Annotated in this window: 23 protein-coding genes; 5 read left to right on the top strand and 18 right to left on the bottom strand. The window is 66.7% G+C overall.

The annotated features are described in order from the left end of the window. Window positions 1-39: 39 nt before the first annotated feature. Genes kdpC through kdpF form a run of 4 tightly spaced genes read right to left on the bottom strand, consistent with a single transcriptional unit; the run spans window position 40 to window position 4733 of the window. A complete protein-coding gene (gene kdpC, locus IB268_RS18770; protein ID WP_119450772.1) occupies window positions 40-648 on the bottom strand; it encodes a potassium-transporting ATPase subunit KdpC in 609 nt (202 codons plus the stop codon). Between the two features lie 25 nt (window positions 649-673). After that, window positions 674-2833, bottom strand: coding sequence for a potassium-transporting ATPase subunit KdpB (gene kdpB / locus IB268_RS18765; protein WP_192354623.1), 2160 nt, complete (start codon window positions 2831-2833; stop codon window positions 674-676). 8 nt (window positions 2834-2841) lie between these two features. Beyond that, a complete protein-coding gene (gene kdpA / locus IB268_RS18760; protein ID WP_119450773.1) occupies window positions 2842-4644 on the bottom strand; it encodes a potassium-transporting ATPase subunit KdpA in 1803 nt (600 codons plus the stop codon). Then, window positions 4644-4733, bottom strand: coding sequence for a K(+)-transporting ATPase subunit F (gene kdpF / locus IB268_RS18755; protein WP_013391886.1), 90 nt, complete (start codon window positions 4731-4733; stop codon window positions 4644-4646). Before kdpF ends, kdpA begins: the two co-directional genes overlap by 1 nt. Before the next feature lie 596 nt (window positions 4734-5329). On the opposite strand from kdpF, the gene IB268_RS18750 reads away from it, so the two are divergent. Beyond that, window positions 5330-5608, top strand: coding sequence for a DUF4212 domain-containing protein (locus IB268_RS18750; RefSeq protein ID WP_054450082.1), 279 nt, complete (start codon window positions 5330-5332; stop codon window positions 5606-5608). Continuing rightward, window positions 5608-7698: a sodium:solute symporter family protein gene (locus tag IB268_RS18745; protein WP_125472140.1), complete on the top strand. Its 2091-nt coding sequence runs from the start codon at window positions 5608-5610 to the stop codon at window positions 7696-7698. Before IB268_RS18750 ends, IB268_RS18745 begins: the two co-directional genes overlap by 1 nt. Here the strand turns inward: IB268_RS18745 and IB268_RS18740 are convergent. Genes IB268_RS18740 through trxB form a run of 5 tightly spaced genes read right to left on the bottom strand, consistent with a single transcriptional unit; the run spans window position 7695 to window position 11408 of the window. Beyond that, window positions 7695-8786, bottom strand: coding sequence for a hypothetical protein (locus IB268_RS18740; protein WP_225591413.1), 1092 nt, complete (start codon window positions 8784-8786; stop codon window positions 7695-7697). The two genes, IB268_RS18745 and IB268_RS18740, sit on opposite strands and share 4 nt — an antisense overlap. A gap of 37 nt (window positions 8787-8823) precedes the next feature. Further along, window positions 8824-9471: a hypothetical protein gene (locus tag IB268_RS18735; RefSeq protein WP_054450088.1), complete on the bottom strand. Its 648-nt coding sequence runs from the start codon at window positions 9469-9471 to the stop codon at window positions 8824-8826. Further along, entirely contained in the window at window positions 9468-9797 is a 330-nt protein-coding gene (locus IB268_RS18730) for a multidrug efflux SMR transporter (RefSeq protein ID WP_054450090.1), read from the bottom strand. The genes IB268_RS18735 and IB268_RS18730 overlap by 4 nt, the downstream gene beginning before the upstream one ends. Further along, window positions 9794-10462 carry a Smr/MutS family protein gene (locus IB268_RS18725; protein ID WP_192354621.1) on the bottom strand — a complete coding sequence of 223 codons (669 nt, stop codon included), beginning with the start codon at window positions 10460-10462 and terminating at the stop codon, window positions 9794-9796. The genes IB268_RS18730 and IB268_RS18725 overlap by 4 nt, the downstream gene beginning before the upstream one ends. Beyond that, complete coding sequence (trxB, locus tag IB268_RS18720) at window positions 10449-11408, bottom strand: thioredoxin-disulfide reductase (RefSeq protein WP_054450094.1); 960 nt, start codon at window positions 11406-11408, stop codon at window positions 10449-10451. Before trxB ends, IB268_RS18725 begins: the two co-directional genes overlap by 14 nt. A gap of 42 nt (window positions 11409-11450) precedes the next feature. On the opposite strand from trxB, the gene IB268_RS18715 reads away from it, so the two are divergent. Continuing rightward, window positions 11451-13835, top strand: coding sequence for a DNA translocase FtsK (locus tag IB268_RS18715; RefSeq protein ID WP_119450774.1), 2385 nt, complete (start codon window positions 11451-11453; stop codon window positions 13833-13835). Further along, window positions 13835-14458: an outer membrane lipoprotein chaperone LolA gene (gene lolA / locus IB268_RS18710; protein WP_054450098.1), complete on the top strand. Its 624-nt coding sequence runs from the start codon at window positions 13835-13837 to the stop codon at window positions 14456-14458. Before IB268_RS18715 ends, lolA begins: the two co-directional genes overlap by 1 nt. Window positions 14459-14501: 43 nt before the next feature. On the opposite strand, the gene IB268_RS18705 is transcribed toward lolA, so the two are convergent. From IB268_RS18705 to IB268_RS18665, 9 genes are all read right to left on the bottom strand, one after another. Then, a complete protein-coding gene (locus IB268_RS18705; protein WP_118931699.1) occupies window positions 14502-14915 on the bottom strand; it encodes a RidA family protein in 414 nt (137 codons plus the stop codon). Between the two features lie 53 nt (window positions 14916-14968). Continuing rightward, window positions 14969-16423, bottom strand: coding sequence for an amidohydrolase family protein (locus IB268_RS18700; RefSeq protein WP_192354620.1), 1455 nt, complete (start codon window positions 16421-16423; stop codon window positions 14969-14971). Between the two features lie 13 nt (window positions 16424-16436). After that, the gene (locus IB268_RS18695) at window positions 16437-17309 is read right to left on the bottom strand and encodes a MurR/RpiR family transcriptional regulator (protein WP_054450103.1); all 873 of its coding nucleotides are present in this window, start codon (window positions 17307-17309) and stop codon (window positions 16437-16439) included. 36 nt (window positions 17310-17345) lie between these two features. Beyond that, a complete protein-coding gene (locus IB268_RS18690) occupies window positions 17346-18347 on the bottom strand; it encodes an ABC transporter ATP-binding protein (RefSeq protein ID WP_054450105.1) in 1002 nt (333 codons plus the stop codon). Further along, window positions 18344-19351: an ABC transporter ATP-binding protein gene (locus tag IB268_RS18685; RefSeq protein WP_054450107.1), complete on the bottom strand. Its 1008-nt coding sequence runs from the start codon at window positions 19349-19351 to the stop codon at window positions 18344-18346. Before IB268_RS18685 ends, IB268_RS18690 begins: the two co-directional genes overlap by 4 nt. Before the next feature lie 2 nt (window positions 19352-19353). Continuing rightward, window positions 19354-20229, bottom strand: coding sequence for an ABC transporter permease (locus IB268_RS18680; protein ID WP_054450108.1), 876 nt, complete (start codon window positions 20227-20229; stop codon window positions 19354-19356). A gap of 1 nt (window position 20230) precedes the next feature. Then, window positions 20231-21172 carry an ABC transporter permease gene (locus tag IB268_RS18675; protein WP_054450111.1) on the bottom strand — a complete coding sequence of 314 codons (942 nt, stop codon included), beginning with the start codon at window positions 21170-21172 and terminating at the stop codon, window positions 20231-20233. Window positions 21173-21311: 139 nt separating this feature from the next. Then, on the bottom strand, window positions 21312-22868 hold the full coding sequence (locus IB268_RS18670) for an ABC transporter substrate-binding protein (protein WP_054450112.1): 1557 nt from the start codon (window positions 22866-22868) through the stop codon (window positions 21312-21314). A 118-nt stretch (window positions 22869-22986) separates the two neighbouring features. Beyond that, the gene (locus IB268_RS18665; protein WP_192352531.1) at window positions 22987-24258 is read right to left on the bottom strand and encodes an amino acid deaminase; all 1272 of its coding nucleotides are present in this window, start codon (window positions 24256-24258) and stop codon (window positions 22987-22989) included. A gap of 152 nt (window positions 24259-24410) precedes the next feature. On the opposite strand from IB268_RS18665, the gene IB268_RS18660 reads away from it, so the two are divergent. Continuing rightward, entirely contained in the window at window positions 24411-25202 is a 792-nt protein-coding gene (locus tag IB268_RS18660) for a deaminated glutathione amidase (protein ID WP_082400636.1), read from the top strand. The last annotated feature ends 32 nt before the right edge of the window (window positions 25203-25234 follow it).

Here is a 25234-nt window from a genome sequence, read left to right as displayed (position 1 = left end):
GGTGTGAGGGAACGGCTGGCAATACTATACGCCGCGGCATCAGCGGGCTGGACGCAATTGGTCCAGCGCCAGGTTCAGCGTCAGCACGTTGACCGCGGGGTCGCCCAGCACGCCCAGCCAGGGCTTCTCGGTATGGGCCTGGATCAGCGCGTCGACCTGCGCGCGCGGCAGGTCGCGGGCGCGCGCCACGCGCGCCGCCTGGTAGGCAGCGGCGGCCGGGCTGATGTGCGGATCCAGGCCGCTGCCTGATGCGGTGACCAGGTCCACCGGCACCGGGACCGGGTTGTCCGGATCGGCCGCCTTCAGGGCAGCGATGCGCGCCTGGATGGCATCGGCCAGCGCCGGATTGCGCGGCCCCAGGTTCGAACCGCCGGAGCCGGCGCCGTTGTACGGCATGGGCGCGGTGGCCGACGGGCGGCCCCAGAAGTAGGCAGGCGAACTGAACGACTGGCCGATCAGTTCGGAGCCGACGACGCGGTCGCCTTGCTTGATCAACGAGCCGGCCGCTTCGTGCGGGAAGACGGCGGCGGCGATGCCCGTGGTCAGGAAGGGATAGGCCAGGCCGGTCACCAGCGACAGCGCGGCGAAGACGACCAGCGCGGGACGCAGGATGCCGCCTTGGCGCGGCAGTGTGGCGGAATTTTTCATGATGGGTTCCTTGCGGTTTCGGGGCTCAGGCCCAGCCCAGGGCGGCCAGGACCATGTCGACCAGCTTGATGCCGGCAAACGGCACCAGCAGACCGCCCAGGCCATAGATGAGCAGATTGCGGCGCAACAGCACGGCCGCGCCCAGCGCGCGATAGCGCACGCCCTTGAGCGCCAACGGGATCAGCACCACGATGATCAGCGCGTTGAAGATCACGGCAGACAGAATGGCCGAGGCCGGTGTGGCCAGGCCCATGATGTTCAGCACGTTCAACTGCGGATAGACGGTGGCGAAGGCGGCCGGAATGATGGCGAAGTACTTGGCCACGTCGTTGGCCACGCTGAAGGTAGTGAGCGCGCCGCGGGTCATCAGCATCTGCTTGCCGATCTCGACGATCTCGATCAGCTTGGTGGGGTTGGAATCCAGGTCCACCATATTGCCGGCCTCCTTGGCGGCCTGGGTGCCCGAATTCATCGCCACCGCCACGTCGGCCTGCGCCAGCGCAGGCGCATCGTTGGTGCCGTCGCCCGTCATCGCTACCAGCCGGCCCTCCGCCTGGTAGGCGCGGATCAGCTTGAGCTTGGCCTCGGGCGTGGCTTCCGCGAGGAAGTCGTCCACGCCCGCCTCGGCGGCGATGGATGCGGCCGTAAGCTTGTTGTCGCCCGTGATCATCACGGTCTTGATGCCCATGCGACGCAGCTCCGCGAACCGCGATTGGATGTCCGGCTTGACGATGTCCTTCAGCTCGACCACGCCCAGCGCCCGATTACCGTCGCTGACCATCAGCGGCGTGCTGCCGCGGCGGGCCACGTCTTCGGCCAGGCGCAGGGCCTGTTCCGGCACGGTAGAGTCCTGCTCGGCCAGCCAGGCCTGCACGGCGTCGACCGCGCCCTTGCGGATCATGCGGCCATTAAGGTTCACGCCGCTCATGCGCGATTGCGCGGTGAAGGGCACGAATTCGGCATGCGCCGTGGGCGCGGCCGGGGCGTGGATGGACTTGTCGGCCAGCGCCACGATGCTGCGGCCTTCCGGCGTTTCATCGGCCAGCGAGGCCAGGCGCGCGGCCTCGGCCAGTTCGCGCGCGGACACGCCGGGGGCAGGTAGAAAGGTCGAGGCCTGGCGGTTGCCGAAGGTGATGGTGCCGGTCTTGTCCAGCAGCAGCACGTCCACGTCGCCAGCGGCTTCCACGGCGCGGCCGGACGTAGCGATGACGTTCGCGCCCATCATTCGGCTCATGCCGGCCACGCCGATGGCCGACAGCAGGCCGCCGATGGTGGTGGGGATCAGGCAGACCAGCAGCGCGACCAGCACCGTGACCGTCACCACAGAACCGCCGCCAGCGGCGTTGACCGCGTAGATCGAGAACGGCATCAGGGTCACGACCACCAGCAGGAACACCACGGTCAGGCCCACCAGCAGGATGGTGAGGGCGAGCTCGTTGGGCGTCTTCTGGCGCTTGGCGCCTTCGACCATGGTGATCATGCGGTCCAGGAAGCTCTCGCCGGGGTCGGCGGCGATGCGCACGAAGATCCAGTCAGACAGCACCCGGGTGCCGCCGGTGACCGACGAGAAGTCGCCGCCGGACTCGCGGATCACGGGCGCGGATTCGCCGGTGATGGCGCTTTCGTCCACTGACGCCACGCCGGCGATGACCTGGCCGTCGCCAGGGATGATGTCGCCCGCTTCGACCAGCACTACGTCGCCCCGGCGCAGCAGGCCCGAAGGCTGGCTGACTGCCTGGTTGCGCCAGGCGCCGGGCGCAGCCAGGCTGGCGTCGGCATCGCGAAAGCCCTTCAGCAGACGGGCGTCGATGGTGGTGCGCAGGCCGCGCAGGGTGGCCGCCTGCTGCTTGCCGCGGCCTTCGGCCAGGGCTTCGGCGAAGTTCGCGAACAGCACGGTGAACCATAGCCACACGGCGATCGCCAGGATGAACCCGGCGGGCGCTTCGGCCCGGCCGCGCAGGGCCATGACCCACAGCACCGTGGTCAGGATGCTGCCGACGTAGACCACGAACATCACGGGGTTCTTCAACTGCGCGGCGGGCGATAGCTTGCGCAGGCTGTCCAGCACCGCCGGACCGATCAGGGCGCGCGACCACATGCCGAACTGGCGTTCACGCGCAACGCCAGTCGCGGCGCGGGCGGCGCCGCCGCCGGCGCCGGTAGTAGAAGTTTCAATCTTGGCCATTTTCATTCCTAGCCTTTAATTTGCAGGTGTTCCGCCACCGGGCCCAAGGCCAGTGCGGGCACGTACGTCAAAGCGCCTACCAGCAGCACCGCGCCGATCAACAGCACCACGAACAGCGGGCCGGTGGTGGGCATGCTGCCGGGACCGGCGGGCAGCCGGCGCTTGGCGGCCAGCGAGCCGGCCATCGCCAGGATGGCGACGATGATGGCGAAGCGGCCGAACCACATGGCGACGCCCAGCAGCACGTTGTAGAAGGGCGTGTTGGCCGACAATCCGGCGAAGGCGCTGCCGTTGTTGTTGGCGGCCGACGTCAGGCCATAGAGGATTTCGGAGAAACCGTGGATGCCCGGATTCAGCACGCCAGCCTGGCCGGCCGGCACCGAGACCGCCAGCGCCGTGCCGACCAGCACCAGCAGCGGGGTAGCCAGGATGACGATGGAGACCATCTTCATGTCATAGGCTTCGATCTTCTTGCCCAGGTATTCCGGGGTGCGGCCTATCATCAGTCCGGCGATGAAGACGCCCAGGATGGCGAAGGCCAGCATGCCGTACAGGCCCGAACCCACGCCGCCGAAGACCACCTCGCCCAATTGCATCAACAGCATCGGCGTCAGGCCACCCATGGCGTTGAGCGAATCGTGCATGCCGTTGACTGCGCCGCAGGACGCCGCCGTGGTGACGGTGGCGAACAGCGAGGTGGCGGCGATGCCGAAGCGGGTTTCCTTGCCTTCCATGTTGCCGCCCGGCGAGAACGCGCTGAGCGCGCTGTCGGCGCCGGCCTGGGCCGCCATCGGATTGGGCTGCTGCTCGAAGTAGGCGGCGGATAGCGCAAACACCGCGAACAGCACGGTCATGGCCGCCAGGATCGCGATGCCCTGGCGCCGGTTGCCCACCATTTCGCCGAACGAGAAGCACAGCGCGGCGGGAATGGCCAGGATGGCCAACATCTCCAGGAAGTTCGCCAGCGGCGTGGGGTTCTCAAAGGGATGCGCGGAGTTGGCGTTGAAGAAGCCGCCGCCGTTGGTCCCCAGCAGCTTGATCGATTCCTGCGAAGCGACCGGACCCATGGCCAGGGTCTGGGTCTTGCTGACGGCGGGATCGGTCACGGCCTGTCCCTGGGCGTCCAGCACGGGCTGGCCTTGGGCGTCCACGCGGGGCTGCTCGTAATGCACCGCCTCGATCGTCTGGACTTCCTGATAGGGGCTGAAATTCTGGATCACCCCCTGGCTGACCAGCGCCAGCGCCAGGACCAGGGACAGCGGCAGCAGCACGTACAGCGTGCTGCGCACCATGTCGGTCCAGAAGTTGCCCACCGTGGCCGAGCAATGGCGCGACAGGCCGCGGATCAGCGCGAACAGCACGGCGATGCCGGTGGCGGCCGAGACGAAATTCTGCACCGTCAGCGCCAGCATCTGCGTCAGGTAGCTCATCGTCGATTCGCCGCCATAGCCCTGCCAGTTGGTATTGGCCACGAAGCTGATGGCGGTGTTCAGGGCCGAGTCCGGTGACACCGCGCCCATGCCGGCGGGATTGAGCGGCAGCATGCCCTGCAGGCGCTGCAAGGCGTAGACGGCCGCGATGCCGATGATATTGAAGGCCAGCACCGCCACGGCGTAGCGCTTCCAGCCCATTTCGGCCTGCGGGTCTATGCCCGCCAGCCGGTAGATGCCGCGCTCGATTGGACGGCCCCAGGCGGTCAGCCGGGATTGCCCGTTTTCCATGGCGATGCGGATGTAACGCCCGAGCAGGGGCGCGATCGCAAGCAGGACTGCCAGGTACGCGACCAGCAATCCGACGAATTCGGCGGTCATCAGAATTTCTCCGGTTTGAACAGCGCGACCAGCAGGTACACGAACAACAAGGCGGCCGTCAGGCCGCTCAGCCAATAGAGCCAGTTCATGGCTGCTCTCCCGCAGACAAGGTTTCGCAGAACCGCAACAGGGCGAAAGTCAGCCCGGCCATGACGGCAAAGATGGCGATATAGAAGGCATCCACGTTTTTCCTCCCGGGAGCGGCGCTCCCTTCGAACGACGGGCCTGCTCGGCGAATAGGGATGCGCGCCGGGCAGGCGTAGTGACCAATCAGGACACCGGCAGGTTACGGAGCGGGGGGTAAAAACGGGGTATACGTTTGGGAGGGGGGTGTAAATGAAACGTAAAATCCCAATATTCAGTACGGGAATACCGAATTGCACCAAGTTGGTGCATGGAATATGTAAATGAATGCTCCTTCTTAGGGCATTCCCCTAGTGTGACAATCCCGCATCTGGTGCAGAATCTCTTCCCATGCAGGTGAGGAGACAAAGCCCTGCATGGGCAAATACCGGCGGCACCGGTACATAAAAAAAGTAAAGCAGTACCCAAAAAAAGCAAAACGCACAACGGCTGGCACCAGGTAGTGCCGGCCGTTGTCGCATAAAAAGCCGGCATTTCAAGCGCAAAGGCTTTTCAAGCGCCGCGTTTCGCGATAATCAGACAGGGTTCGCTCATCCCAGCTATGTCGGAATCGCGCCTTTCATCCTCGGCACCCGCCACGACTCCCTATTGGCGCCGCAACTTGTGGCTGATCCTGGTGTTGCTCGTCGCCTGGGCCGCGCTGACCTTCATTCCCGCTTTTTTTGCCCGCAGCCTGAACTTCGATTTCATCGGCTGGCCGTTCGCGTTCTGGATGGCGGCCTATGGCGCGCCGCTGGCCTACCTGGTCATCATCGGCATCTACGCCCGGATCATGAATCGCGCCGATGAGCGCTCCGACGACACGGGAGGGCACCGCTGATGCCGTTTTTCAGCGGAGACACGCCCCAGCAATTCAGAGTCCGGCTGCGCCGCATCTACGTGCTGTACACGGCGGGCTTCGCGTTGATGATCCTGTTGATGGCGCTGGCCGAGATCCTGGGCATGCCGCGCAACTGGATCGGCTATGTATTCCTGCTGGTCACGGTCAGCCTGTACGCCGGTATCGGCATCGTCTGCCGGACCTCGGATCAGGTGGAATACTACGTGGCCGGCCGGCGGGTGCCCGCGATCTACAACGGCATGGCCACCGCCGCCGACTGGATGTCGGTGGCTTCCTTCATCGGGGTGGCCGGCACGCTCTACCTGACGGGCTACGGTGGGCTGGCCTACATCATGGGCTGGACCGGCGGCTACGTACTGGTGGCGATGCTGCTGGCGCCTTATCTGCGCCGCTTCGGCCAATACACCATCCCCGACTTCATGGGTGCGCGCTATGGCGGCAACATGCCGCGCCTGGCGGGCGTGGCCTGCGCCATACTCTGTTCCTTCACCTACCTGGTGGCGCAGATCTACGGCGTGGGCATCATCACCACGCGCATGACCGGCATTTCCTTCGAGCTCGGCATCTTCGTGGCGCTGGGCGGCATGCTGGTCTGTTCGTTCCTGGGCGGCATGCGCGCGGTCACCTGGACGCAGGTGGGGCAGTACATCATCCTGGTCATTGCCTATCTGGTGCCGGTGATCTGGCTGTCCATCAAGCACACCAACATGCCCGTGCCGCAGTTGTCGGCCGGGGTGGTGCTGCAGCAGGTCACTGAAAAAGAAATCTACCTGCAGAACGACCCGTCCGAAATCGAGGTGCGCAGGCTTTGGCAGGAGCGCGCCGACGAAATGGGCCGCCGGATGGCGGCATTGCCAGAATCCTGGACACTGGAAAAGGACAAGCTGCGCAGCCGGCTGGCGCAGTTGACGGCGAACGATGCGCCCATGGTCGAGATCCGCTCGGCCGAACGCGAGCTGGCCGGCTATCCCCCCAGCGTGGAGGAGGCGCGTGTCGCATGGGCGCAGGCCAAGGCCGCCTTCGAGGCGCGGGCGGCGCCCGCCACACCGCATGCGGAACCGTTCCCGTCCAAGGATCCGGAAGAGCAGCGCAATATGCGCGTCAACTTCCTGGCGCTGGTGCTATGCCTGATGCTGGGCACCGCCGGCATGCCGCACATCCTGATGCGTTCATACACCACGCCTTCAGTCATCGAGGCGCGCAAATCGGTGTGCTGGTCGTTACTGTTCATCCTGCTGCTGTATTTCATGGCGCCGGCGCTGGCGCTGCTGGTGAAGTACGAGGTCTATACACAGGTGGTGGGGTCCAGCTTTCTCAGCCTGCCCAACTGGGTGCATGCCTGGAGCGCCGTCGACAGCAATCTGCTGGACGTGACCGACGTCAACCGCGACGGCATCGTGCAGTTGAGCGAAATCAGCATGGGTGCCGACGTGGTGGTGCTGGCCATGCCGGAAATCGGCGGGCTGCCCTACGTCATATCGGCCCTGGTGGCGGCGGGCGGGCTGGCTGCGGCGCTGTCCACCGCCGATGGCCTGTTGCTGACCCTGTCCAACTCCCTGTCGCACGACATGTGGTACCGCATGGTGTCGCCGCGCATGTCGGCGGCGCGCCGCGTGATGGTGTCCAAGATCCTGTTGCTGCTGGTGGCGTTCGGTGCGGCCTGGGTGGCGGCGCGCAAGCCGGCGGACATCCTGTTCATGGTGTCGGCCGCGTTTTCCTTCGCGGCTTCGTCGTTTTTCCCGGCGCTGGTCATGGGCGTGTTCTGGCGCCGGGCCAACAAATGGGGGGCAACGCTGGGCATGGCGGCGGGGCTTGCGGCGACGTTCGCCTACATGACGCACACGCATCCGTGGCTGCGCGAATGGGTGCTGGGCATTTCACGCACCCAGCCCGTGGACCTGTGGTGGGGCATCCAGCCTATCGCGGCGGGCGTGTTCGGCGCGCCGGTGGCATTCCTGACGATCATTGTGGTGTCCCTGCTGACGCCGCCTCCCGACCGGGCCACGCTGGCGCTGGTGGACTACCTGCGGCATCCGGGCGCACCCAAGCCGCAGGGCGAACGCGCCTAAGGCGCTGCGCAGGCGTCGGCCTTCCGGTTTTCCGGATCGACGCAGGAAGCCCATGCCGCCGCGGGCATCGTTTGCAGCAGGGTATAGGTCTGGCCGGGCGCCCATAGCCATTGCACGCCGCCAGGCGTCTGGCCGGCGGCCTCCCAGACCCGTTTGCGTTGCGCGCTGGTCATGGGGAACTGTCCATCGTCGCCGCTTTTGCCTTTTGCCAGCACCTGGGCGGGGTCCCGCTTGGCGTCATAGATGCTGGCCATGCCTGCGGCGGTCTGCTTGGGTTGCACGATGGTCCAGTCGTAGTTGTACGAATCCAGCGCTGGCGCTTTCCAGGCCGGACCGGGCAACACTAGTACGGCATAGTGGCCCGGACTTTCGCGGTAGGGCAGTCCCAGAACGGCGGGCTCGTCCGCCCACGCCGTCCGCTGGCGCAAGTAGCGCTGCGCCCTGCGGCCCTGAGCGTCATACGTCACGACTTCGAACGCGTCTTCGGATCTGTCTTGATAGGAAATCGTGCGCAACAGCCGGCCCGCCGCGTCATGCACGTAGCGGGCCATGGGCCGGGAGCGCGCCGAGCAATCGTTGGCGCCCAGCTCGGCCAGCCAGCCGTGGGCGTCGTAGCGCAGGCAGTAGCGCGCCGGCCGGTTGCGGCGGCCGTCCCATGCGCGCGAGCGCTCCTCGTAGCCAGTCAGCCGACCGGCGGCGTCATAGTAGAAGCGCGTTTCAGCGTCTGGCGGGGGCAGCTCGGCCTTGCCCGATGCGCGGGTTTCGTGGACTGCGTTGGCACTGTAACGGGCGATGCCGCACAAATGCTGGCGGCCGTCGGGGGCGCTTTCCCAGCGCAGCATCGTGACGCCGATGCGGGCGTGCGGCGCGGCGGCGTAGACGGACCAGTCCACCTGTTCGGCCCAGATGGCGGGGGAGGCGCGTCCGTCCGTGTCTATGGCGACGCCAGGCAGCCATGACCGGATGCGCGAGCCGTCCAGCGCCAGCAAGGTATTCGTGTCGTCCAGGGAAATGTCCATCACCCTGGTGTGGCGCTGCGCGGACGCCGCCAGTGGCTCGCAGAGCGCGCTGGCCAGCCCCGGCGCCATGGAAAGTGCCGTCAGCGCAAGCAGACGCAGAGAGCAATCAAAGCGCGGCATTGTGCAGGTAGGCGATCAGCCCCCAGAGTTCGCTGCTGACGCCGCCCAGGCGCAAGGCGTTGTCGCGGGTGTCCATCAGCAGGAAGGGGTAGGCGTTGCGTTCCAGCTTGCCCGGAGGAGGTAGTCGGTAAGGCGTGAAGTGCTCGCCCGACAGCAGGTAGGTATTGGTCATGTCGCCGACATCCACATGCAGGTACCAGACGGTCAGCTCCGCGACGTTCAGGGCAGCATCCGCTTCCGGATACAGGCCGCCCTGGCCGGCGGGGATGGCACTGTCCAGCACGGCCATGAGCACGGCGCGCGGGCCAGGCTTCGGAAAGTTTGCGCCTTCACCGCCGCGCTGCGTGAACGCCTGGCGGATGAATCCCGCGCCGCGTGAGCCGGGCACCACCGTGCGGGCGAACATCGCCTCCAGCTGGGCTTGCGACAAGGGGCCGGGCGTAGCGGACAATTGGTCCAGGTCCTGCTTGAAAGCGCTCAGCCAGGTTCGGTAGCGCACGAGCTCAGCCGCGCGGTTGAACTCCTGGGCCCAGGCATTGCCGGCCGGCAGCAAGCCCAGACAGCCCAGGCACAGCCAGGCCGCCAGCCAGCGGCGGATCCGGGAACTCGCCGTGGACCCGTCGCGGGGCTTCAATGCGAAACGGATTTCGAGAACACGTTCATCACCACCACGCCGGCGATGATGAGGCCGATGCCGATGAGCGCGGGCGTGTCCAGGTGCTGCTTGAACAGCACCGCGCCCACGATGGATATCAGCACGATACCCACGCCGGACCAGATGGCGTAGGCGATGCCCACCGGTATCTCGCGCAGGGTCAGCGACAGGAAGTAGAACGAGATCAGATAGCCGAACACCGTCACGATGGACGGCGCCAGGCGGGTGAAGCCTTCGGACCCCTTGAGCGCGCTGGTCGCGAAGATCTCGGCGATGATCGCTATGCCCAGATAGAGCCACTTCATTTGCGCGTTCCTTCGGCTTGTCGCAGCAGCACCAGCAGGGCGCCCGCGCCGCCTTCGCGCTCGGGCGCCTCGGAAAACGCCAGCACCTCGTTTTTCTGCACCAGCCAGGTGCGGGCCTTGTCCTTGAGCACCGGTTCCAGCCCCTGTGAGCCATAGCCCTTGCCGTGCACGATGCGCACGCAACGGATGCCGTGCTCCTGGCATTCGTCCAGGAACGACAGCAGGGCGTGGCGGGCCTGTTCCACCCGCAGACCGTGCAGGTCCAGTTCGGCGCCTGCGCGCCATTGGCCGCGGCGCAGGTTGCGCGCGGTGTCGGGCGCGGCGTCGCTGCGTACGAAGGCGGTGCCGCCTTCGGACAGCAGATGCGTGATTTCGCCGCTGTCTGAGACGCCGGCGTCGGCGCGCGTGGGCGTTTCGCCCAGCGCGTTGGCGCGGCGCAGCGCGGGCGCAGGCTGTGCCACGGGCTTGTGCTCCACCCGGGCGGCCTGCTTGATGGGCGTGACCGACTGCATCGTGCGCTTGAACGCCGCCATGTCGTCCACGGGGGCGGTGTCGGCTTTTTTCAGCACCGCCACCCGCTGGGCCAGGGCGGCGCGTTCGCGCTCGGCCTGCAGGTCTTTCTTCAGGCGTTTCAGGTCGGCCAGGCCGACCTTACTGCCCCGCATTCTCCAGCCACCGTTGTGCGTCCAGCGCGGCCATGCAGCCGGTGCCGGCGCTGGTGATGGCCTGGCGGTAGACGTGGTCCTGCACGTCGCCGGCCGCGAACACGCCCGGGACCGAGGTCATCGTGGCCATGCCGGACAGGCCGCTCTTGGTGACGATGTAGCCGTCCTTCATTTCCAGTTGGCCCTGGAAGATTTCGGTGTTGGGCTGGTGGCCGATGGCGATGAAGGCGCCGGTGGCCGCCATGTCTTCGGTGACGCCGGTGTCGACGTGGCGCACGCGCACGCCGGTGACGCCGCTGTCGTCGCCCAGCACTTCTTCCAGGGTATGGAACAGCTTGAGTTCCATGTTGCCGTTCTCGACCTTGCTCATGAGCTTGTCGACCAGGATGGGCTCGGCGCGGAACTTGTCGCGGCGATGGATCAGGGTGACCTTGCGGCAGATGTTCGACAGGTACAGCGCTTCTTCCACGGCGGTATTGCCGCCGCCGACGACGACGACGTCCTGGTTGCGGTAGAAGAAGCCGTCGCAGGTGGCGCAGCCGGACACGCCGCGGCCCATGAAGGCCTCTTCAGACGGCAGGCCGAGGTACTTGGCCGAGGCGCCGGTGGCGATGATGAGGGCGTCGCAGGTGTAGATCTTGCCGGTGTCGCCCGTGAGGGTGAACGGGCGCTTGGACACATCGACCTTGGCAATGTGGTCGAAGATCATTTCGGTGTTGAAACGTTCGGCGTGCTTCTGGAAGCGCTGCATCAGGTCCGGACCCTGCACGCCATCGGCGTCGGCCGGCCAATTGTCGACGTCCGTGGTGGTCATGAGCTGGCCGCCTTGGGCCAGACCTGTAACAAGAACAGGGCTCAGATTGGCGCGTGCCGCATAGACGGCCGCCGTGTAACCGGCGGGGCCGGAACCGAGTATCAAAACTTTAGCGTGCGTAGGCGTGGACATGGGCGGGTATCTTTAGGTTAACGCCCAATTATAATGAGCCGCATGCCGCGTATCTCGACTGCTTCTCCGCGCGCCTCGCGCAATACCCGTAACGGGCCTTCCCCCCTGCAGACGCGCTTGTCCGCCCTGCTGCGCGAAGCCCGCTGGATCCTCTTCGCCGCCCTGGCGGCCTGGCTGACGCTGGTGCTGGCCACCTGGAATGCGGCCGACCCTGGCTGGTCGCATTCCGTCCCCGCCGGCGCCATCCACAACAAGGGCGGGACCCTGGGCGCCTATCTGGCGGACATCCTGCTCTATCTGTTCGGCTTTTCCGCCTGGTGGTGGGTAATTTTGCTGCTGCACCGGGTGCGCGCGGGCTACCGCCGCCTGGCCAGCCATCTTCGCGTTACCAATAGTAAGCAGCCGGAAGTGTTGCCCCGCGTCCACTGGGAAGAGGGCATCGGTTTCTTTCTGCTGCTGGTGGGGTCGCTGGGCATGGAAGCCCTGCGCCTGGCCAGCCGCGGCACGCATCTGCCCGGCGCCTCCGAGAACACCAGCGGCGCCGGCGGCGTGATCGGCCAGACGCTGGCCGACCTGATCGGCCGCAGCATCGGTTTCACTGGCAGCACGCTGGCCTTTCTGGTCATGCTGGCCATCGGCCTGAGCCTGTTCTTCTCGTTTTCCTGGCTGTCCATCGCCGAACGCGTGGGCTCGTGGCTGGAGGGCCTGGTGCGTCGCGTGCGCGACTCCTACGCCGCCCGCGAAGACCGCAAGGTCGGCGAGGTCGCCAAGGCCGTGCGCACCGAACAGGTCGTGGCCAAGCAGGAAAAGCTGGTCCACGAGCAGCCGGTGCGGATCGAACCCGCCATTACCGTGGTGCCCAAGTCCGAACGCGTTGAAAAGGAAAAGCAGCAATCGCTGTTCTTCGCGCCCTCGGGCGGCGCCGAAGGCGATCTGCCCGCGATCAGCCTGCTGGATCCACCCCTGGCCAACCAGGAAACGGTGTCGGCCGAAACCATTGAATTCACTTCGCGCCTGATCGAAAAGAAGCTGGCCGACTTTGGCGTGTCGGTCACCGTGGTGGCGGCGCAGGCCGGCCCGGTCATCACGCGCTACGAAATCGAGCCCGCCACGGGCGTGAAGGGCAGCCAGATCGTCAACCTGGCCAAGGACCTGGCGCGCGCGCTCAGCCTGGTCAGCATCCGGGTGGTGGAAACCATTCCGGGCAAGAACCTGATGGGCCTGGAACTGCCCAACCCGCGCCGCCAGATGGTGCGCCTGTCCGAGATCCTGGGTTCGCAGACCTACCACGCCAGCCATTCCGTCGTGACGATGGCGCTGGGCAAGGACATCGCCGGCAATCCGGTGGTGGCCGACCTGGCCAAGATGCCCCACCTGCTGGTGGCGGGCACGACAGGTTCGGGCAAGTCCGTGGGGATCAACGCCATGATCCTGTCGCTGCTGTACAAGGCGGACGCGTCCCACACCCGGCTGATCCTGATCGATCCGAAGATGCTCGAAATGAGCGTCTACGAAGGCATTCCGCATCTGCTGGCGCCGGTGGTCACCGACATGCGCCAGGCCTCCAACGCGCTGAACTGGTGCGTGGGCGAAATGGAAAAGCGCTACCGCCTGATGAGCAAGATGGGCGTGCGCAACCTGGCGGGCTACAACACCAAGATCCGCGACGCCATCAAGCGCGAGGAACCCATTCCGAATCCGTTCTCGCTGACGCCGGACGCGCCGGAGCCGCTGTCGCCGCTGCCCACCATCGTGGTGGTCATCGACGAACTCGCCGACCTGATGATGGTGGTGGGCAAGAAGATCGAAGAGCTGATCGCCCGCCTGGCGCAGAAGGCGCGCGCCGCCGGCATCCACCTCATCCTGGCCACGCAGCGTCCCAGCGTCGACGTCATCACCGGCCTGATCAAGGCCAACATCCCGACGCGCATCGCGTTCCAGGTGTCGTCCAAGATCGACTCGCGCACCATTCTGGATCAGATGGGCGCCGAAACCCTGCTGGGCCAGGGCGACATGCTTTACATGCCGCCGGGCACCGGCCTGCCGGTACGCGTGCACGGCGCGTTCTGCAGCGATGACGAAGTGCACCGCGTGGTGGAAAGCCTCAAGGCGCAGGGCGAACCCAATTACATCGAAGGCCTGCTGGAAGGCGGCCTGGACGGGGATGCGGGCGAAGGCGCCAGCAGCGTCACCGGCATCGGCGGCGACGCCGAATCCGACCCGATGTACGACCAGGCTTGCGAAGTGGTGCTCAAGCACCGCCGCGCGTCCATTTCGCTGGTGCAGCGCCACCTGCGCATTGGTTACAACCGTGCGGCCCGGTTACTGGAGCAGATGGAGCAATCGGGTATGGTGTCGGCGATGCAGTCCAATGGCAACCGCGAGATCCTGGTTCCCGCAGCCGCCGCCGCCCGAGAGGAAGCTTGATGAAGATGTTCCGCCGACTGGCCGCCGTGGCGGCCCTGAGCCTGGCGCCCGCCATGGTGTTTGCCGCCAGCGCGCAGGAGCAGCTGCGCGCTTTCGTGGCCACGGTGACCTCGGCCACCGGCTCGTTCTCGCAGTACACGGTGAACAATCAGGGCCGCACGCAGCCCGCCCAGACCGGCGTGTTTTCGTTCCAGCGCCCCGGCAAGTTCAAGTGGGCGGTGCAGAAGCCCTATGAGCAACTGGTGATCTCGGATGGCCGCCAGGTATTCCAGTTCGATCCGGACCTGGCCCAGGTCACCGAACGCAAGGTCGATGCCGCCATCGGCACCTCGCCCGCCGCCATCCTGTTCGGCTCGGGGTCGCTGGAGCAGTCGTTCGACGTTTCGGCCCTGCCGTCCAAGGATGGGATCGATTGGCTGCGGGCCAAGCCGCGCACCGCCGATGCGGGCTTTTCGCGCGTGGACATCGGCATGAAGGACAACCTGCCGGTGCGCGTGGAACTGCTGGATTCATTTGGCCAGACCACCCGCGTGGATCTGTCCGGCATCGCAGCCAACCCACAGCTGCCGGCCAAGGAATTCCAGTTTGTCGCGCCCAAGGGTGTTGATGTCGTGAAGATGTGAAAAAAGCCTGGCAACGCCAGGCTTTTTCTTGTGTGGTGTCCGCTTAGGGACGCTTGTACGCGATGCAGTCGACCTCGACCTTGGCGTCGACCACCAGCGACGACTGCACGCAGGCCCGCGCCGGCGGGTTCTCGCCGAAGTATTCCTTGAACACCTTGTTGAACGACGCGAAGTCGCGCGCGTCGTCCAGCCACACGCCGCAGCGCACGACGTGTTCGGGGCCGTAGCCGGCTTCCTTCAGGATGGCCAGCACCTGCTGGATGGCCTTGTGCGATTGGGTCACGATGCCGCCTTCGACGACTTCGCCGTTGTCCATCGGCACCTGGCCGGACACGTGCAGCCAGCCGTCGGCCGCGACCGCGCGGGCAAAGGGCATGTGCGAGCCGCCCTGGCCCGTGCCGCCGGCGACGCCGTAGCGGGTGATGCCGTTGCTGTCGGCGGTGGGAGCATTGCTCATGGTTCTCTCCTTGAAATGAATGGCCGGTTTTGCACCGGGATTTCGCCCGTTGCTTACTGGAAGTTCTTGCGCAGGTCGCCGCTGCGCGGCAGCCAGCGGCCGGCGCGGTCGCCGGTGGCCTCGCCCTGGCGATAGGACAGGGCGCCATTGACCCACACCGCCTCGATGCCAGCGGCAGTCTGCACCGGCGCGGCGAAGGTGGCGCGGTCGATGACCGTGGCCGGATCGAACAGCACCAGGTCCGCGTGGTAGCCCTCGCGCACCAATCCGCGCTCGGCCAGGCCGAAGCGGGCGGCGGACAGGCCCGTCATCTTGTGCACGGCCTCCGTCAGCGGGAACAGCCCCACGTCGCGGCTGTAGTGGCCGAGCACGCGCGGGAATGCGCCCCAGAGCCGGGGGTGAGGCATGGGATCGTTGGGCAGGCCGTCGGAGCCCACCATGGTGAGCCGGTGCGAAAGCACGCGGCGCACGTCGTCTTCATGCATGTTGTGGTACACGGCGCCGGCCGGCTGCAGGCGCGCGGCCGTTTCGAGCAGGCTCAGGCCCCAGTCGGCGGCAATGTCGGCCAGCTTGCGGCGGGCCTGCTCCGGATGCGGCACGGACCAGGTGATGTCGATGTCGAACTCGTCCGTGACCTGCTTTAGGTCCAGGGTCGAGGAGCTGGCGGAGTAGGGGTAGCAGTCGCAGCCCACGTGTTGCAGGCGGCCGGCGGTCTCGAGCGCGGACAGCACTTCTTTCGTGCGGCCCCAGTTGCCGGCGCCGGCGCATTTCAGGTGCGACACCACCACCGGCACGCGGGCATGCTGGCCGATGTCGAAGGCTTCCTGCATGGCCTCCAGGATGGCGGCGAACTCCGAGCGCAGATGGGTGGTGTAGAGCGCGCCGAATTCATCCAGCGCCTCGGCAAGCAGCTTGACCTCTTCGGTGTCCGCGTCGAACGCGGAGGCATAGGCCAGGCCGGTGCTCAGGCCGATGGCGCCATGGGCCAGCGCGTCGCGCAGCTGCTCGCGCATGGCCAGCACTTCCTCGCGAGTGGCGGCGCGGTCGAGCCGGTCCATGTGGTTGCTGCGCAGGGCGGTGTGGCCGACCAGCGCGGCCACGTTCACGGCGGGGCGCGCGGCCTCGATGGCGCGGGTGTAGTCCGCGAAGGTGGGGTAGCTGAAGTCCGCGCGGGCGCCCAGCAGGTTCATCGGGTCCGGCGGTTCGCCGCGAAGGGCCACGGGCGACGCGCTGATGCCGCAATTGCCCACCACTACGGTGGTCACGCCCTGGGACAGCTTGGGCAGCATGTCCGGCGTGCGGATGACGTTGGTGTCGTCATGCGTGTGCACGTCGATGAAACCCGGGGCCAGCGCCAGGCGGGTGCCATCGATGATCTGGCGCGCCGCCGCGCCGGGCAGGTCGCCGATGGCCGCGATGCGGCCGTCGGCCAGCGCCACGCTGGCGCGGTAGGCGGGTTCGCCGGTGCCGTCCAGGACCAGCACATTGCCTATGAGGGTGTCGTACATCTTGTGTTCCAGTTCAATCGCCCAGCGGCAGGCGGTTCGGACCGCCGCGGTGTTCGTCCAGCGCCAGCTTGATGCGGCGCAGGCGCTCCCGGTTTTCTTCCTGGTTCAGCATGGCCAGTTCGGTCGAGAGCAGGTCTATGGCCAGCATCATCGCGTAGCGCGATGCCGAGGGCTTGTAGATGAAGTCGGTTTCGTCGGTGCGGATGGGCAGCACCACGTCGGCCAGTTCAGCCAGGGCGGAGGTGGCGTCGGTGATGGCGACGATGCGCGCCTGGTACTGCTTGACGATGCGGGCCGCGCCCACGATTTCCGGCGTGAGGCCCGAGGCCGACAGGATCAGCACCGCGTCGCGTTCGTCCAGCGTGGCCGCGACCATGCGCAGCAGCACCGCATCGCTGTACACGGCAATGGGATAGCCCAGGCGCACCAGGCGCGACTGCACTTCCTGCGCCAGCACGGCCGACGCGCCGCCCATGCCGAAGACGTAGATCATGCGCGCGCCGTCCACAATGCCGGCGGCCGCCTCGAACAGTTGCTCGGTGAAGTTGGGCAGGTGGGCGCGCAGCGTGCTTTCGATGTCGGCGTAGATGCGGGCGTAGAAGGTGCTTTCCTCGGTTGGCGCGCTGGGGTCCAGGAAGCGGCTGCCCACTGTGCTGGCCTGGGCCAGCTTGAGCTTCAGGTCGCGGGTGTCGTCGCAGCCGACCGTGCGCGCGAAGCGCGAGATGGTGGCGATGCTGACGCCGGCCTTGGCCGCCAGCTGGTCGACGGTGGCGCTGGCGCCCCAGATGATGTCGTCCAGTATGGCGTCGGCGACCTTGCGTTCGGTCACGCTCAGCGAGTCCCGCCGACTGCGTATCTGGAAGACGATGTCGCGGATGATGTTCATGTGGGCTTCCTGGATCTGTTCTGGACTGGGCGGTTATCAGGCGGCCAGCTCGGCGTCGCCGATGCGCGAACACGCCACATAGTGGCCCGGGCCGACATTGGCGGCCTGCGCCTCGGTGGTTGCGCAGCTTTCGATGGCGTAGGGACAGCGGGTGCGGAACACGCAGCCGGAAGGCGGGTTGACCGGGCTGGGGATGTCGCCCTTCAACAGGATACGCGAGCGCGGCGCGCGCGGGTCCGGCACCGGCGCGGCGGACAGCAGCGCGCGGGTATAGGGATGGCGGGGGCGGGCGTAGACCTCACTGGTCGGGCCGCGTTCCATGACACGGCCCAGGTACATCACCACGACCTCGTCGCACAGGTAGTCCACCACCGCCAGGTCGTGGGCCACGAACAGCATGGTCAGGCCCAGGTCGCGCTGCAGGTCCTGCAGCAGGTTCAGCACCTGCGCCTGCACCGACACGTCCAGCGCGGACACCGGCTCGTCGGCCACGATGAAATCGGGCTCGACTGCCAGCGCGCGGGCGATGCCGATGCGCTGGCGCTGGCCGCCGGAGAACTCGTGCGGATAGCGGCGGCTGTGGTCGGCGTTCAGGCCCACGCGTTCCAGCAGCTCGCCGATGCGGGCCATGCGGCGGTTCTGGGCAAGCCGGTGGGTGTCCAGCGCTTCGCCCAGGATCTCGGCCACCGTCATGCGGGGGTTGAGGCTGGCGTAGGGATCCTGGAACACGATCTGCATGCGGCGGCGCCAGGGCAGCATCTGCTTTTCGGACAGCTTGGTGATGTCCTGGCCGTCGAACAGGATGCGGCCGGCGGTGGGCGCGAACAGGCGCAGCAGGGCGCGGCCGGTGGTGGTCTTGCCCGAGCCGGATTCGCCGACCAGGCCGACGATGGTGTTGCGCGGCACGTCGAAGCTGACGCCGTCCACGGCCTTCACGACCGGCGCATGGCGCGCCTGCGAGGTGGGGAAGTGGACCTTGAGGTCCTGGATCCGCACCAGCGGCTCCTCGGCGCGGATGGGAATGGGGCTACTCGTCATATCGGATTCACCTTGATGCAGCGCGCGCGGTGGTCGGTCTGCACCGGCATGAGTTCGGGTACGGCGGCGCGGCAGTCGTCGGCAGCCAGCGGGCAGCGCGGCGCGAAGGTACAGCCGGCCGGCAGCGACAGCACGCTGGGCACGTTGCCCGGGATGGCGCGCAGCCGTTCGCCGGAGGCCAGCAGGGCGGCCGTGGGGATGCAGGACAGCAGACCGCGGGTGTAGGGGTGCGTGGGCTTTTCGAACAGGTCGTAGACGCCGGCGTCCTCGACCACGCGGCCCGCGTACATGACCGCCACGCGATGCGCGATCTCGGCCACCACGCCCAGGTTGTGCGTGATGAACAGGATGCTCATGTTCATCTCGGCCTGCAGCCGGCGCAGCAGGTCCAGGATCTGCGCCTGCACGGTCACGTCCAGCGCGGTGGTCGGCTCGTCCGCGATCAGCACGGCGGGGTTGCACGCCAGGGCCAGCGCGATCATCACGCGCTGGCGCATGCCGCCCGACATCTGGTGCGGGTACTCGTTGATGCGCCGCTCGGCCGCCGGGATTTCGACGCGTTCCAGCATTTCACGGGCGCGCCGCATGGCCGCGTCGCGGGAGCCGCCCTCGTGCTGCAGCACGGCTTCGGCGATCTGGTCGCCCACCGTGTACAGCGGATTCAGGCTGGTCATGGGCTCCTGGAAGATCATGGCGATTTCGGCGCCGCGGATCTTGCGCAGGGTGGCGGGCGAGGCCTGGGCCAGGTCGTGCTGCGCGCCCTGGCGGTCGCGGAACAGGATCTTGCCGGCCTCGATGCGACCCGCCGGCTTGGGCAGCAGGCCCATGATGGACAGGCTGGTCACGGACTTGCCAGAGCCGGACTCGCCGACGATGGCCAGCGTTTCGCCGCGGGCCAGGTCGAAGGTAACGCCGTCCACGGATTTGGCGATGCCGTCGCGGCTGTGGAACCAGGTCTTCAACCCTTCCACGGAAAGCACGACGTCTCGGGTGCTTGCGGTCATGATTACAGCTCCTTGCGCAGGCGCGGATCGAGGACGTCGCGCAGGCCGTCGCCGACCAGTTGCAGCGACAGCACCGACAGGACGATGGCGATGCCGGGGAAGATCATGATCCAGTCGGCCGAGCCCATGTACTGCTGGCCGGCGTTGATCATGGTGCCCCAGGTGGGGATGTCGGGCGACACGCCCACGCCCAGGAACGACAGGCCGGCTTCGGCCAGGATCGCGTAGGCGAAGATGAACGTGCCCTGCACCAGGATGGGCGACACCAGGTTGCGCAGCACGTGCACGGTGACGATGCGCCAGGTCGGCACGCCTAGCGCGCGGGCGGCTTCGACGAAGGGCAGTTCGCGGATCACCAGGGTCGAGGCGCGCACGATGCGCGCCAGGCGCGGCGTGTAGACGATGCCCAGCGCGATCACCACGTTGACCAGCGACGGCCCCAGCGCGGCCACCAGCGAGATCGCCAGCAGGATGTCGGGAAAGGCCATCATGGCGTCGATCAGGCGCGACACGAACTTGTCCGCCGTGCGGAAGAAGCCGGCGATCAGGCCCAGCGCGATGCCCAGGATGCTGGACACGATCACGACGGAGAAGCCCACCATCAGCGACAGGCGGCCGCCGTGGATGACGCGGCTGAACACGTCGCGGCCGAAGTCGTCGGTGCCGAACCAGTGCGCGGCGCCCGGCGCCTTCAACCGGTTCATGATGGACAGCTTGAACGGATCGTAGGGGCTGATCCAGGGCGCCAGCAGCGCAGCCAGGACCAGCACGACGATCACGATCAGGCTGATCAGCACGGTCTTGCGCGACACCAGCAGGCGCAGGACCTGCCAGCGGTCGGCGCCCGCGCCGGAATTAGCGGTAGTTGCGATAGCCATATCAGTAGCGGACCCGGGGATCGACCAGCAGGTACAGCAGATCGATGAAGAGATTGATCAGGACGTAGATGGCCGCGATGATCAGCAGCGCGCCCTGGATGACGGGGTAGTCGCGGCGCAGCACGGCCGACACCACCAGGCTGCCCACGCCGGGCAGGCCGAACACGGTTTCGGTCACGACCGCGCCGCTGATCAGCAGCGCCGTGGTCAGGCCCAGCACCGTCAGGATCGGGATCAGCGCATTGCGCACGGCGTGCTTCAGGATCACCTTGCTTTCGGGCAGGCCCTTGGCGCGCGCGGTGCGCACATAGTCGTCGCGCAGCACGTCCAGCATGCTGGCGCGGATGAAGCGGGTGATCAGCGCCGAGTTCACCAGGCCCAGCACCACGGCGGGCAGGATCAGGTGCGACAGGCGGGTCATGAGCGAGGCGTCGGGGCCGCCATAGCCGGCCACGGGCAGCCATCCCAGCTTGACCGAGAACACCTGCATCAACAGCAGCCCGAGCCAGAAGCTGGGCACGCTGGAGGTGAACATCGAGAACGACAGTACCGACTGGTCCAGCGTGGTGCCGCGTTTGACCGCGGACAGTATCCCCACCGGCAGCGCGATGGCGCTGGCGATCAGCAGCGACATGAGCGTCAGCAGGATGGTGGGTTCGGCGCGGTCGGCCAAGGCCGACAGCACCGGCTTGTTCATGAAGATGGATTGGCCCAGGTCGCCTTGGGCCAGCTTGCCCAGCCACGAAACGTACTGCACGGCCATCGGCTGGTCCAGCCCGAGCTGGGTGCGCAGGGCGGCGATGTCCTGCTGGCTGGCCTGCGGACCCAGCATCACGGCGGCGGGATCGCCTGGCGTGACGCGGATGATCACGAACACGATGGTCGCGACGATGAACATCACGGCCACCAGCCCGACCAGCCGGTTTAAGAGATAACGCAACACGATGGATGTCCTAAAAAAGCGTCGTATCGTGGGGAGGGGCGGCGCGCTTGTTGGAAGGGCGCGCTCTGCGGGTCATGCATTGATGCGTGGAGCGCGGCAGGAGGTCTTGTGTGCGCCTTTGCCCTGCCGCGCTACGCCATTACTTGGACTTCCAGGCGTTCCAGAAGTAGGGCCACGGCACGGCCTTGGTGCCTTGCAGCGACGGCGAGCGCGCGGCCTGGGCGTTGAAGTCGCCGACCTTGATGAAGGGCACTTCGTCGTACACGGCCTGCTGCACATCGGCCCAGCGCTTGATGCGCTCTTCCTGGTTGCTGGCCTGGTTGAAGGCGTCCAGCGCCTGGTTGCGGCGGGGGGTGTCCCACCAGCCCGGCGCGTCCTTGGACGGGAAGTCGATCAGGGCGGGTTCAGGCAGGAAGGGGCTGTGCGTGATGAAGACGTCCCACAGGGCCGGGTCCTGGCGGCGCTGCGTCAGCGTGGCCCAGTCCACCACCTGCATGTCCACGGTGAAGCCCGCGGCCTTCAGGTATTCGGCGGCGACCAGCGCCATCTTGTAGTGGAACTCGTACTGCTGGCTGGTCAGGATGCGGATCTTGCGGTCCTGCACGTTGGCACCATCCACCAGCTTCTTGGCGCCGGCGGCGTCGCCCTTGTTGTAGACCTTGCCGCCCAGGGACGTGGCCCAGGGATAGCCCTCGGGATACAGGTCGCCGTTGAGCTTGTAGAAGTTCTTGTCGCCGAAGGCGGCGTACAGCATGTCTTCTTCGTTCAGCGCCAGCTGCACGGCCTGGCGGACCGCCAGGTTCGACATGATGCCTTGCTTGGTATTGAGCACCAGGCGCGGCCAGCCGAAGGGCTTGAGCATGACGGGGTCGGAGCGGCCGTTCTTGAGCTTGGGCAGCGATTCCACCGGCAGCGAGTCGACGTAGTCGAACTGGCCTGCCACCGCGCTTTCGACGCGGGTGTTGGCGTTGCTGACCGGTACGAAGCGGATCTCGTCCAGGTACTGCTTGCGCGCGCCGCCAAAGCCGTCAGGCTCGCCTTCGCGCTGCTTGTAGCCTTCGAAGCGGACCAGCTGGATGTACTGGTCGGGCACGCGCGCCTTCAACTGGTAGGGGCCGGTACCGACGAATTCGGTCAGGGCCGGAGCGATCTTGCCCTTGGGCATGATGACGGCGGCGCTGTTGTTCATGGCCAGCAGCGCGGTCAGGGGCGCATAGGGCTGCTTGAGCGTGATGCGGATGGTGTTGGCGTCCGGCGCTTCCATGCCGGTGATGATCTTGGCGGCCATCTTGCCGCGCGTGGCGGTCTCGGTCCAGCGCTTGAGCGAGGCCAGCACGTCGGACGAATCCATCTTGGATCCGTCATGGAAGGTGATGCCCTGGCGCAGCGGGATCGTATAGGTCAGCCCGTCGGCGGAGACTTCCGGCAGCTTGTCGGCCAGGAGCGGGGTCAGGTTCCACTTGCCGTCGAAGGTGTACAGCGTTTCGAAGAAGTGCTGGGTCAGGATGCCCACCAGGTCGGCGGTGCTGGTCATCGGATCCAGCGTGGGCGGCTCGCCTATGGTGGCAACCGAAATCGTGCCTCCCTTGATCGGCGTGGCACAGAGGGCGGGGGTCGACAATGCGGTCAAGCCAATTGCGCCGGCCAGCAGCAGGCTATTGAGCCCACCGCCTCGCCGGGAGGTACGGAAGTTCATGATTCTCTCTCCAGAGGGTCAAAAACGGGTTTTGCTTGTAGTAATTAGAGGTTTGCGCCGGAATCCCGCGATTCCCCCTGCCCGCCGGGTACCGGCGCGGTGCGGCGGGCAGGGCCGTTCAGAAGAAGGTTTCGGCCACGTCGGTAACGCGGTATTGCTCGTCCACCAGCAGCACCTGGCGCCACTTGTCGAAGGTCAGGCACGGGTGGGAAATATCGAAGGCGATCATGTCGCCGACCTGGATGTCGTCGCCTGCGCCGATCTGCATGAAGGCGTGCTGGTCCATCATCGCGCTCAGCTTCCAGTGGCCGGGAGCCTGGCCGGGCGCGGCGTCACGGCCGGGGCGGTACAGCGCGGCGGGCGTGGGCAGGCCGGCGTCGAAGGCGGCGTCGCGCTTGCCCATGGCGACGATGGCGCGGCCCGGTTCGGGCAGAGACTGTACGTAGGCCCAGACCTGCAAGGCCGGCTGCAGGCCGGGTTCCATCTTTTGCGCGACCGGATTGTGGGCGTTGATGCGCTCGGCGGCCGAGCGGTAGATGCCGACGTCGTGCGACAGGTAGCAGCCGGGGCGCAGCACGATTTCCAGCGGCGCGCCGATGTCCAGTTGCGAGAATTCTTCGGCCACCACGTCGAACCAGGCGGAGCCGGCGCCAGAGATCAGGGCGGGGCCGTTCTTGCGCAGGCGGCCGGCGGCGGCGAGGCCGCGCAGGGCGTCGGCGGCGCGGCGCAGGAAGGCGCGGATGGCGTCTTCTTCCTGCAGCACGCCTTCGTAGACTTCGATGCCGGCCAGGGCCAGGCCGGGCCATTTGCCGATTTCGTCGACCAGCGCCCGCAATTGGGCGTCGTCGCGCACGCCGGTGCGGCCACCCTGCGGGCCCAGCTCGATCAGCACCGGCAGGGTCAGGCCCTGTTCGCCGAAGTAGGCGCCCAGCTGGGCCGCGTTGGCCGGGGAGTCCACTATGCAGAAAAAGGTGAAGGCCGGGTCGCGCAGCACGTGCGCGATGATGGCCATGTTGGCGCGGCCCACCAACTGGTTGGCCATCAGGATCCGGCGCACGCCGTGCTGGTAGGCGGCCCGGACCTGCGGGGCGGTTGCCAGCGTGATGCCCCAGGCGCCGCCTGCGATCTGGCGCTGGAACAGCGCCGGGCTCATGGTGGTCTTGCCATGGGGCGCAAGCTTGACCTTGTACGCTTCCATGAAGCGCTGCATCCATTGCAGGTTATGGCGCACGCGGGCTTCGTACAGCACCGCCACGGGCAGGCTGACGTCCTCATTGAGCAGGTTCCAGTTCAGCGCCGCCACGCCGGCGGTGGTACAGGATTCCGGAAAGGCGCCCAGGCCTTTGCCGTTCACGTCCAGGGGGGCTGCGGGGAAGGAGGAGTTCGTCATGGGGGCGCCTGCTATGGAAAATATTTACGTCAAACCTGGTTTTTTTCATTATCGTGAAAAGAATTTACAAGCGGGAGTTAGGAGTTTCCCGTAGTCGGCGCTGGCCGGCGGTTGGCGCGACAATAGGAAAACCTCCGACACAAGGAAGCGTCATGCTGAAAGTTGCTTTGGGCCAGTTCGCCGTCAGCCGCGTCTGGGAAGAAAACGCCCAGGTCTGCATAGACTTGATGGAGCGCGCCCGCGCCGGCGGCGCCGGCCTGCTGGTCTTGCCCGAAGGCATCCTGGCCCGCGACATCACCGATCCGCAGATCGTCCTGAAGGCTGCCCAGCCGCTGGACGGTCCCTTCATGAGCCGCCTGCTGGAAGCCAGCCGCGGCTCGCAGTTGGCGACCATGATGTGCGTGCATGTGCCGACCGGGGAAGGGCGGGTCTGGAACACGCTGGTGACGCTGCAAGACGGCAAGATCCTGTCGCAATACCGCAAGCTGCACCTGTACGACGCCTTCAACATGAAGGAATCCACCAACGTCACGCCCGGCGTCGACATCCCGCCGCTGCTGGACATCGGCGGCCTGCGCGTGGGCCTGATGACCTGCTACGACGTGCGCTTCCCCGAACTGGCGCGGCGCCTGGCGCTGGACGGCGCCGACCTGCTGGTGCTGCCGGCGGCCTGGGTTCGCGGCCCGTTGAAGGAAATGCACTGGGAAGTGCTGGTCACGGCGCGCGCGCTGGAAAATACCTGCTATGTGGCTGCCACCGGCGAATGCGGCGAACGCAACATCGGCTGCAGCATGGTGGTGGATCCGCTTGGTGTGGTGACGGCGCGGGCGGGCGAAGCCCCGGCTCTGGTTTTCGCCGATATCGACCCCGAACGCCTGGCCCATGCCCGCAAGGTATTGCCGGTGCTGGCGAACCGCCGCTTCGCGCCGCCGGGACTGGCCTAGGACCGCTAAGGGAGGCAGGCCCGCGCCATGGT

This window comes from Achromobacter sp. ACM01, assembly GCF_014851745.1.
GTDB classification, from domain to species: Bacteria; Pseudomonadota; Gammaproteobacteria; order Burkholderiales; family Burkholderiaceae_B; genus Achromobacter; species Achromobacter aegrifaciens.
This window is presented reverse-complemented; position numbering and strand designations above follow the sequence as displayed.

Coding starts and splice junctions, on each gene's coding strand:
- IB268_RS18730 (WP_054450090.1), bottom strand. CDS start 9,797: ATGAAGTGGCTCTATCTGGGCATAGCGATCATCGCCGAGATCTTCGCG.
- IB268_RS18695 (WP_054450103.1), bottom strand. CDS start 17,309: ATGAACATCATCCGCGACATCGTCTTCCAGATACGCAGTCGGCGGGAC.
- IB268_RS18750 (WP_054450082.1), top strand. CDS start 5,330: ATGTCGGAATCGCGCCTTTCATCCTCGGCACCCGCCACGACTCCCTAT.
- IB268_RS18700 (WP_192354620.1), bottom strand. CDS start 16,423: ATGTACGACACCCTCATAGGCAATGTGCTGGTCCTGGACGGCACCGGC.
- trxB (WP_054450094.1), bottom strand. CDS start 11,408: ATGTCCACGCCTACGCACGCTAAAGTTTTGATACTCGGTTCCGGCCCC.
- lolA (WP_054450098.1), top strand. CDS start 13,835: ATGAAGATGTTCCGCCGACTGGCCGCCGTGGCGGCCCTGAGCCTGGCG.
- IB268_RS18740 (WP_225591413.1), bottom strand. CDS start 8,786: ATGGCGCCGGGGCTGGCCAGCGCGCTCTGCGAGCCACTGGCGGCGTCC.
- IB268_RS18665 (WP_192352531.1), bottom strand. CDS start 24,258: ATGACGAACTCCTCCTTCCCCGCAGCCCCCCTGGACGTGAACGGCAAA.
- kdpA (WP_119450773.1), bottom strand. CDS start 4,644: ATGACCGCCGAATTCGTCGGATTGCTGGTCGCGTACCTGGCAGTCCTG.
- kdpC (WP_119450772.1), bottom strand. CDS start 648: ATGAAAAATTCCGCCACACTGCCGCGCCAAGGCGGCATCCTGCGTCCC.
- IB268_RS18685 (WP_054450107.1), bottom strand. CDS start 19,351: ATGACCGCAAGCACCCGAGACGTCGTGCTTTCCGTGGAAGGGTTGAAG.
- IB268_RS18690 (WP_054450105.1), bottom strand. CDS start 18,347: ATGACGAGTAGCCCCATTCCCATCCGCGCCGAGGAGCCGCTGGTGCGG.
- IB268_RS18670 (WP_054450112.1), bottom strand. CDS start 22,868: ATGAACTTCCGTACCTCCCGGCGAGGCGGTGGGCTCAATAGCCTGCTG.
- kdpB (WP_192354623.1), bottom strand. CDS start 2,833: ATGGCCAAGATTGAAACTTCTACTACCGGCGCCGGCGGCGGCGCCGCC.
- kdpF (WP_013391886.1), bottom strand. CDS start 4,733: ATGAACTGGCTCTATTGGCTGAGCGGCCTGACGGCCGCCTTGTTGTTC.
- IB268_RS18745 (WP_125472140.1), top strand. CDS start 5,608: ATGCCGTTTTTCAGCGGAGACACGCCCCAGCAATTCAGAGTCCGGCTG.
- IB268_RS18725 (WP_192354621.1), bottom strand. CDS start 10,462: ATGCGGGGCAGTAAGGTCGGCCTGGCCGACCTGAAACGCCTGAAGAAA.
- IB268_RS18660 (WP_082400636.1), top strand. CDS start 24,411: ATGCTGAAAGTTGCTTTGGGCCAGTTCGCCGTCAGCCGCGTCTGGGAA.
- IB268_RS18715 (WP_119450774.1), top strand. CDS start 11,451: ATGCCGCGTATCTCGACTGCTTCTCCGCGCGCCTCGCGCAATACCCGT.
- IB268_RS18705 (WP_118931699.1), bottom strand. CDS start 14,915: ATGAGCAATGCTCCCACCGCCGACAGCAACGGCATCACCCGCTACGGC.
- IB268_RS18680 (WP_054450108.1), bottom strand. CDS start 20,229: ATGGCTATCGCAACTACCGCTAATTCCGGCGCGGGCGCCGACCGCTGG.